9 protein-coding genes, 1 rRNA gene and 1 other RNA gene are annotated in these 9,047 nt (G+C 51.1%); all 11 read right to left on the bottom strand.

What is annotated here, in order from left to right:
• A 16S ribosomal RNA gene (locus ACE5KN_RS30735) occupies nt 1-68 on the bottom strand; the annotation flags it as partial.
• 431 nt (nt 69-499) lie between these two features.
• Nucleotides 500-766, bottom strand: a complete 267-nt coding sequence (locus ACE5KN_RS30730) for a pro-sigmaK processing inhibitor BofA family protein (RefSeq protein WP_375528694.1) — start codon at nt 764-766, stop codon at nt 500-502.
• Entirely contained in the window at nt 763-1,071 is a 309-nt protein-coding gene (locus tag ACE5KN_RS30725; protein WP_375528695.1) for a DUF2508 domain-containing protein, read from the bottom strand. The genes ACE5KN_RS30730 and ACE5KN_RS30725 overlap by 4 nt, the downstream gene beginning before the upstream one ends.
• A gap of 154 nt (nt 1,072-1,225) precedes the next feature.
• Nucleotides 1,226-1,825: a recombination mediator RecR gene (gene recR, locus ACE5KN_RS30720; protein WP_375528696.1), complete on the bottom strand. Its 600-nt coding sequence runs from the start codon at nt 1,823-1,825 to the stop codon at nt 1,226-1,228.
• Between the two features lie 27 nt (nt 1,826-1,852).
• A complete protein-coding gene (locus ACE5KN_RS30715) occupies nt 1,853-2,164 on the bottom strand; it encodes a YbaB/EbfC family nucleoid-associated protein (protein ID WP_355326446.1) in 312 nt (103 codons plus the stop codon).
• Between the two features lie 35 nt (nt 2,165-2,199).
• A complete protein-coding gene (gene dnaX / locus ACE5KN_RS30710) occupies nt 2,200-3,930 on the bottom strand; it encodes a DNA polymerase III subunit gamma/tau (RefSeq protein WP_375528697.1) in 1,731 nt (576 codons plus the stop codon).
• Between the two features lie 181 nt (nt 3,931-4,111).
• Nucleotides 4,112-4,378: signal recognition particle sRNA large type (ffs, locus tag ACE5KN_RS30705), an RNA gene on the bottom strand.
• Nucleotides 4,379-4,513: 135 nt separating this feature from the next.
• Nucleotides 4,514-4,711 carry a 50S ribosomal protein L31 gene (gene rpmE, locus ACE5KN_RS30700; protein ID WP_355326452.1) on the bottom strand — a complete coding sequence of 66 codons (198 nt, stop codon included), beginning with the start codon at nt 4,709-4,711 and terminating at the stop codon, nt 4,514-4,516.
• 110 nt (nt 4,712-4,821) lie between these two features.
• Entirely contained in the window at nt 4,822-6,099 is a 1,278-nt protein-coding gene (locus ACE5KN_RS30695; protein ID WP_375528698.1) for a radical SAM family protein, read from the bottom strand.
• A gap of 56 nt (nt 6,100-6,155) precedes the next feature.
• Nucleotides 6,156-7,487, bottom strand: coding sequence for a transcription termination factor Rho (gene rho, locus ACE5KN_RS30690; RefSeq protein ID WP_375528699.1), 1,332 nt, complete (start codon nt 7,485-7,487; stop codon nt 6,156-6,158).
• Between the two features lie 171 nt (nt 7,488-7,658).
• Nucleotides 7,659-8,912: a UDP-N-acetylglucosamine 1-carboxyvinyltransferase gene (gene murA, locus ACE5KN_RS30685; RefSeq protein ID WP_375528700.1), complete on the bottom strand. Its 1,254-nt coding sequence runs from the start codon at nt 8,910-8,912 to the stop codon at nt 7,659-7,661.
• Nucleotides 8,913-9,047: the final 135 nt, after the last annotated feature.

Here is a 9,047-nt window from a genome sequence, read left to right as displayed (position 1 = left end):
CGCTCGACTTGCATGTATTAGGCACGCCGCCAGCGTTCGTCCTGAGCCAGGATCAAACTCTCCAATAAAGATCATCCAAAGGATGATCGCCCTGCATTCCATCTGGTCCCGAATGGAGCGGATGAATGGATTGCAGCCTATCGAAAGAGCGATTAAGCTCATTTGAATCTGACGAGATATCATATCTCTTTCGCTCCATCATTTATTCTGTCATAGACACGAACCAAATGACTTCGCGGGTCGGTTTTACGATGTAAAACCTACTCACTCGTTGTTCAGTTTTCAAAGATCAAACACTTGCTTTTCATCATCACCGCATCTCAGCGGCGACTTTAATAATATAACACACATCATTGAAATGAGTCAACAACTTTTTTTGAAAGAAATATATCCTTTGCAGTCGTTAAAAACACTTCATGCTCAAAACAGCAGTCATAATGTATCACAGATTCGCTTGGTCCGTCAACTTCTACTCCGGAGTTTGTCGACCTCTGGCCGATCAGCTGAATAAAAACCATTTTAATGCATACAGCAGTCCTACTCCCGGCAAACCCAAAATGGCCACCGTCCCTATTGTTACCGGATTAAGCGGTATATGCACCTGGGTAATCCAGCCGGAATAATTGACAACATAAATACCGATGGCAGCTATTGCCAAATGTGCTCCAAACGCCACCAGCCAGCCAGCCTTCGCTTTCTTCATAACCAGCAGATAAAGCAGCAACAGTACAGAAATGGACATAACTACCCATGCCACCATTTTCATTCAGCCTTCCTCCCTCTATTCCACATGAGACTTTCTATTGCCCCCGCTTCATCGGCAGGGAGCCGGAGACGGTGAAGCCCGCTCTGTTTGGCCTTTTTTAATTGGATCTGGTAGTTCCGCTCTGCCGCTTCGAGGACAAAAATAGCGTAATCAATCTGATCTACTCCCACAGCCTCTTGAAACATGCGCTGCGCTCTTATCCAGTCCGCATGGGCAGCACACACATCAGCAAACAGCTCTGTTTGATGTTCGGCATTATCCGATCCGTCTTGTTTTCTTCTGTTCCAGGTCCACACTTTGCTCACTCCCTACCGATGTTGCTCGACAGAAATTCCCGCCGTCTCTACATACTTATTCGGGAAGTGGACAAACTTAGAACCTTTATCCGAGTTCGGACCTAAATGATTTGGGAGCGACAAAAAAAAGACCAACCGGAAAATAATCCGATCGGCCTTCTCTCTAATTCAGTTGGCGTCTTCCTTCAAGCGCCTTGGATAAGGTTACTTCGTCGGCATATTCCAAATCCCCGCCTACTGGAAGCCCGTGCGCAATACGGGTAACGGTAATATCAAAAGGCTTGACCAGCCGCGAAATATACATGGCTGTAGCTTCCCCCTCAATATTGGGGTTAGTCGCTAGAATCAACTCTTTCACCCGCTCATCACTCAAACGGGTAAGCAGCTCCTTAAGCCGGATATCCTCGGGCCCCACACCCTCCATCGGCGAGATGGCGCCCTGCAGGACGTGGTAATACCCCTCATATTCCTTCGTTCTCTCCATGGCGACAAGGTCCTTGGAATCCTGAACGACGCAAATGATAGACGAGTCCCGCGTCTTATCCTGGCAAATTCGGCATGGATCCGTATCCGTAATATTGCAGCAGACCGAGCAGTAATGGAGATTCCGTTTGACACTTACCAAGGCCTTGGCAAAATCGATCACGTCATCTTCCTGCATATTCAACACGTGAAAGGCGAGTCGGGCGGCGGTTTTCGGACCAACCCCCGGCAGGCGGGTAAATGCATCGATCAGCTTCGCAATCGGTTCCGGATAGTACAAAGTCTGTTGCTCCTTCGTTCTTATAGATTAGAACAGGCCCGGAATCTTCATTCCACCTGTAAATTTACTCATATCATTATTGGCAAGTTCGTCAGCTTTGGTAAGCGCATCATTAACGGCAGTCAGCACCAGATCCTGCAGCATTTCAACATCATCAGGGTCAACAGCCTCAGGTTTGATGGCGATGGACAGAATCTTCTTGTGTCCATTAGCCTGTACAGTAACCACTCCGCCTCCTGAAGTGCCTTCTACCGTCTTCTCCCCAAGCTGCTCCTGAGCCTTAAGCATCTGCTCCTGCATCTTCTTAACCTGCTTCATCATTTGGTTCATGTTATTCATCAATCGTCATCTCCTTAAACTAAAATTTAAACAGCTCATTCCTTGATTACGATGAGGTCTTCGCCAAAGAGCTCAATCGCCTCATCAATCCATGGCTCCTTGGACTTTCCCGGCTCATCGCCCTCGTGTTCCAGCTTAAACTCTTCTTCCGGCTGGGTATCAGCCCCTTCAATAGCCTCCGACCAATCCCGCTGCATCATCGTGACGAGGCGAACCGGCTTGCCAAGCTGTTCGTGAAGCACTCTTTCAATCACTTGCCTGTTGGCTGGCTTCTCGGTCGTCTCCCGGTGAATGTTATTTTTGAAGGCCACCAATACGGCATCCTCATACAGCGATACAGGCTCGCCATCCATAAACCAGGCATGCACGGTGACCTTCTCTTCTTTGACGCGCTGCAAAATCTGGCTCCACTTGCGTGCAGCCTCCAAAAACTCGGGACTGGACTTCGCAGCTATAAACTCCTTCAGCTGGGAAGGCAACTTGGCCGGTGCGGAAATCCGCGGAGCCGCCGCCCTTGAAGCTGCGGGCCGATTCACCAGGCCTTCTTGTCCGGATCCACTAGAGAGCCCGCCCTGCAAAGCCCGCTCCAGTTTCTTTTCCATCTCCGAGAGCTGTCTCTTAAGAGCCGCAATCTCCGCGCTGTCAGCCCCGGAGGCTTGCCCCTCTTGGCGGGATGGGATCTGCTGGACGCTGCAAAGCTTCAGTAAAGCCACCTCAAACAAGGTCTGGGGCTGAACGGCATATTTCATTTCACTTTGATAGCGATTCAGCGTGTCAATCATCTGAAAAAGCTGCTCTTTCGTGAATATGGCAGCCACTTCCTGAAACTGGGAGGGATCAAGCACTCTTTCCGTCAGCTTATCCGCCTGCGGTACCATTTTGATCATGAGGAGATCGCGGAAATAATACAACAGATTCTCCATGCATTTATCGGCGCTCTTGCCTTCCTGCATGAAGCCTTCGATCATCTGCAGAACCGTAGCCACATCCTCCTGCTGAACCGCCTTGGCAAGCTTGCTGAACTGCTCGGAAGGAATGCCGCCGGTCATATCGATGACCTGCCGGTATGTTACCCGCCCGTCCGTGAAGGATGAAATCTGATCCAGTACACTCAGCGCATCACGCATACCGCCGTCGGACAATCGTGCAATGTACTGCAGCGCGTCACGATCCGCTTCGATATTTTCCTGTCTGCAAATCAATTCCAGCCGATCCGTCTGTTCGTCCAGCGACACACGCCGGAAATCAAAACGCTGGCATCGGGAAATAATAGTGGCAGGAAGCCGGTGAGGCTCAGTGGTTGCTAAAATAAACATGACGTGCGGAGGCGGTTCTTCGAGCGTCTTCAGCAGAGCGTTGAACGCTTCCGTCGTCAGCATATGCACTTCGTCAATAATATACACTTTTTGCCGGACTTCCGTCGGCGCATATTTCACTTTATCCCGCAAGTCGCGGATTTCTTCAACGCCACGGTTGGAGGCCGCATCAATCTCCTGCACGTCCATAACCGCCCCTGCCGTGATCCGCTTACAGGATTCACACTCATTGCAGGGCTCGGTGGCCGGACCACGCTCGCAGTTTACGGCCTTGGCCAAAATTTTGGCCGCACTCGTCTTGCCGGTGCCCCGGGGACCGCTGAACAGATACGCGTGGGACGTCCGTCCCTCCCGGATGGCATTCTGCAAGGTCTGGATAATATGCTGCTGTCCTACCATGTCCTGAAACGACTGAGGCCGCCAAGCACGGTACAACGCTATATGTTCCAATTCGCGTTACCCTCTTTCAACATCACTTTCGTGACCTTCGTCGTTACTACATTATACTATATTCCCGTACGAATCTAAACTTTAACATGCCCCGGTTCTTATGTACAAAAAAACATCCTTTGCCCGTGGCAAAAGATGCTGTGTGCTGTTATCATCAATTGATATTAATATTCAAATTAAGCCGTGCACCTGTTATTGATAATTGCGATCCGAGCGGCAAACCTGCGCAGCAACTCGGGCTAGGCCACCCTCCGGCACATGAGCGGGCTTGCTTATGGCTGCTTCCTTCCGGACCTGACCAGGTTCACAAGTACTCATTGCGGAGGACCCAACCGTCAACATTGTGCTCAGGGACCAGCCTCACATCGACAATACCGCTAACAGGAATTCAACCTCGCTACAGCGGATTGCGAGTTACAGGGCACCGCTACCTCCCCGTCTAGCACGGTGAAAATAAGTATATCCTATGCATGTACAAAAATCAACCGGGATAAAATGGTCCCTCTTCAAAGCAACAAAAAAGACCTCCGCACAAGGCAAAGGTCTGTCTGAGTCGGTTCATGCCGCGTAACGGCACACCGGATTACATTCCGTATTTTTTCTTAAATCTATCGACACGTCCGCCGGCATCAACAAACTTCTGTTTGCCTGTGAAGAACGGATGGCAGTTGGAGCAAATCTCCACGCGCAGATCTTCTTTGACGGAGCCTGTTTCAAACGTATTGCCACAAGCGCATGTTACAGTAGTAACGTGGTATTTCGGTTGAATAGCTTCTTGCATGAGTTTCACCTCTTTCCGCCCTGAGCATCTTATCAGCCCAGAGATATATGGACATATGAATGTATTATATCACCCATTGCAGCTATCCGCAATGGCTTTCACATAATATTTCAACGCGTCATAACCGGCGACTTGGGCCGTGCCTGTCCCGATGGCGGGACATGGGTATAGGATCCGATCACGACATCAGGAAGCTCCTGCCGGTAGATCTCCAGCATCTGCTTCATGCCCAAGACTTCACCCCGGGCTGGAGGAATTAGCTCCAGATACGCTTCCGGATCGATGTTAAGATTGCGCATTTGAATAAGCTTCAGCTTGCTGCGCTTGGCAAATTCGATCATCGCCTCAATTTCCTCCTCCCGGTCGGTTACCCCCGGAAAGATCAGATAATTGATTGAGGTATAGACCCCCTGCTCGGCCGCATACTTCAGTGATTTCTCCACATTGGCCAGGGTATAGGCCCGCGGCTTGTAATACGCATTATAATGGTCATCCAGCGCGCTGATTGTGCTCACCCGCATCAGATCAAGACCTGCGTCCACAATGCCCCGGATATGATCGGTCAACCCGGCATTTGTATTGATATTGATGTATCCCATGTCCGTTGTCTTACGGACTTCCCGGATCGCTTCGATAATCAGCTTGGCCTGCGTGGATGGCTCACCCTCACACCCTTGTCCAAAGCTGATGATGGATTCAGGGGTTTTCAGGTGCTCCAGCATAACCTCAACAATTTCCTCCACCCGCGGACGGAAGTTCATACGAGTCTGAGGAGATACGAACCCGCTGTCATCCGGCTGCTCGGAGATGCATCCGAAACATCCCGCGTTACAGGAGTAGGATACGGGCACACCGCCTTCCCAACGGTTCAGAAACGTGTTCGATGAGGTCAGGCATTCATAACCGAGCGCACAATTGGATAAATGCTGATATAAGCGATTGTCCGGATACTGCTCCGTCAGCCGCTGTACACCAACCCGCACCTGGCTGCGGTCGCAGTTGTCCGGATTCCATTTGTCCGGATGATCACTTTGCTCCGCAGTAACGTAAAAAGAACCGTCTTTCCACACGACAGCCGAATATCCGAATAACGGGAGGCGATATTCCTTGTCCGTCTTCACATAACCCGGCAGACAGAGGCGGGTATACCCCTGAGGCAGCAGAGCTCCCACTGCCTGCATGTTTCCGGGCAGCGGCACCATTTCCCCCGTGTCCGGGTCCATGCCGACCGGTCTGGTGTTCGGCAGCCCTACCAGAGTAGCCCCTTCCGGAAGCGGTATCAGCTCATCCTCCATAATTTCGACGATCATATCAGCACTGCGGGCGAGGCCGTGCAGCGAAGGATGATCAAAGACATTGCCTTTTTCATCAGCGTATACCAAATACATAACGGAACTCCTTTCGTTCCTTCAAGCATTGCAGCTTTTGAGATCTATTCATAGATTTATCCGTTCGTAGTAGCTGGGACCGTAGCTGCCGCCGATCTTGGCGTTCTGCGCTGACCGCTGCCGCTTCCGGATCCCCCCACCGGAGCCGAAATGTCAAAGGAAGCCAAAAACTCGGTATTGGTTTTGGTATTGCGCAGCTTTTTCAGGAAATTCTCCACAAACTCATGGCTTTCCGTCATATTTTTACGGATGGCCCAAATCGTGTCCAGCTCATCTTTGTTCAGCAGAACTTCCTCGCGACGCGTTCCCGAACGTCTGATATCAATGGCAGGGAATATACGGCGCTCGGCCAGCTTCCGGTCAAGATGCAGCTCCATATTGCCCGTACCCTTAAATTCTTCATAAATAATGTCATCCATACGCGAGCCTGTATCAATCAGCGCAGTAGCCAGGATAGTCAGGCTGCCGCCCTCTTCCACGTTGCGGGCAGAGCCAAAAAACCGCTTCGGACGGTGAAATGCCGCAGGATCGATACCACCGCTCAGCGTGCGGCCGGAAGGAGGGATAACCAGGTTGTAGGCGCGTGCAAGCCGTGTAATACTGTCCAGCAAAATGACAACATCCTTCTTGGCCTCCACCAGACGAAGCGCACGCTCCAGTACCAGCTCAGCCACCTTGATGTGATTCTCGGGCAGCTCGTCGAACGTTGAAGCCACAACCTCCCCTTTCACCGAACGCGACATATCGGTTACTTCTTCAGGGCGTTCATCGATCAAAAGAACAAACAGTTCGATCTCGGGATTGTTGGTTGAGATGCTGTTGGCAATTTCTTTGAGGAGTAACGTTTTCCCAGCTTTTGGAGGGGCTACGATCAATCCGCGCTGTCCTAATCCAACAGGGGCAAGTATATCCATAATTCGCGTAGACAAATTGTTGGGGGAGGTTTCGAGAACCAGCTTGGTCTGCGGATAAAGTGGAGTCAGGGCCGGAAAGTGCAGTCGTTCCGCCGCATGCTCTGGACTTTCACCATTGACTGCGTTCACCTGGAGCAGCCCGAAGTAACGTTCATTCTCTTTCGGAGCACGACATTTGCCGGATACCAGGTCTCCCGTTCGAAGATCAAACTTTCGAATCTGGGAAGCCGATATATAGATGTCCTCGGCACTCGGGAGATAGTTAATCGGCCTCAGGAAGCCGTAGCCCTCGGGCAGAATCTCCAGCACTCCCTGCATGAACATCAGGCCGCTCTGTTCCGCCTGCGCCCGCAGGATGGCAAAAATCAACTCTTTTTTCTTCAACTGACCGTAATACGGGATTTGATACTGCTTGGCAAGCTTGTATAAATCCGTCAGCTTCTTTTCTTCCAGATCGGAAATTTGCAGATCCATGTAATAACCACCTATTCAATTAATAAGTCCGTTAAGATAAAGGACAAAATCTTCATTCATTTATTTTTACCCAAAAAGGTATAAATTATGCAGCAAAGCTCAGCGCAAGGCCTTGTTGTTTCCTTGCGCCGGCCGTTGCCGTGTTAAACTCCAACATCGCCTGAAGCGATATCACTCGCTCTGGCGCCACACATCCGCACCCAGCATCCGTAAATTGGATACGAGATGATCATAACCGCGATCAATATATTCAACGCCGGTTACTTCGGTAACCCCATCTTCAACCGTAAGCCCGGCAATCACCAGCGCAGCGCCTGCGCGCAGATCGGCGGCTTTTACCTTGGCGGCGTTCAGAAGGCCGCCCTCGATGATGGCCGAGCGTCCCTCCACACGAATTTTAGCACCCATACGGACCAATTCCGGCACATGCTTAAAGCGGTTGCTGTATACAAAGTCGCTCAGCACGCTTACACCGCGGGCCTGCGTAAGCAGGCTGGTCATCGGTGACTGAAGGTCTGTGGCAAAGCCCGGATAGACCAGCGCCTTGACGTCAACATGCTCATAGGAAGGTGTCCCCTTGACCCGGATGCTCTCATCAAATTCCTCGATGACCACACCCATTTCCTGCATTTTGGCCGTAATGGCCTCCAGGTGCTTGGGAATGATATTGTCGATCAGCACATCCCCGCGTGTGGCGGCTGCGGCTATCATATAAGTCCCAGCCTGAATCCGGTCAGGAATAATGGAGTGGCGGCAGCCGTGAAGCTCAGAAACGCCCTCGATCCGGATCGTTTCGGTTCCGGCCCCCTTGATGATGGCGCCCATTGAATTTAGTAGTGTGGCTACATCTATAATCTCAGGCTCTTTGGCCGCATTTTCGATAATTGTAGCGCCTTTGGCCCGGGCGGCCGCCAGCATGATATTAATGGTCGCTCCGACACTGCTGACATCCAGATAGATTTTCGTGCCACGCAGCTCTTTTGCGTGTAAATGAATGGAGCCATGCTCGTTGGTCACGGTCGCTCCAAGCGCCTCAAAGCCTTTGATATGCTGGTCAATAGGCCGAGGCTCAAAATTGCATCCTCCAGGGAGTCCGACCACTGCTTCCTTAAACCTTCCGAGCATTGCCCCCATCATATAATAGGAAGCGCGAAGCTTCTTGACAGGGCCGTTAGGCATCGGAATGGATTTGATGGCTGAAGGATCAATACGCATTTGGCTGCCTTCCCAGGCAACCTTTGCCCCAAGCTCCTCCAAAATTTCGGCATACACCGCAACGTCGCTAAGAAGAGGCAAATTATCCAGTATCACTTCCGACTCCGCCAGAATAGCGGCAGGAATCAAAGCGATCGCACTGTTCTTGGCTCCGCTGATGGATACCATGCCCTGCAGTGGACGTCCACCGCTAATCATCAATTTTTCCATAAGCTTTAGGGTCCCCCTACTTCACTCCACAGCTGAAAACATGTTCTCATGGAAGTCAATTGGTAACCGAAATGGAAAAACACCGGCTAAGCGGTGTACTTCCATATCCGTATGATGCCGGACAGCCCCGAAGGG

It is taken from the genome of Paenibacillus terreus (genome assembly GCF_042138595.1).
In the GTDB taxonomy this organism is placed as follows: domain Bacteria; phylum Bacillota; class Bacilli; order Paenibacillales; family Paenibacillaceae; genus Paenibacillus; species Paenibacillus terreus.
The sequence above is the reverse complement of the archived record's forward strand: the minus strand, read 5'-3'. Positions and strand labels throughout refer to the sequence as shown.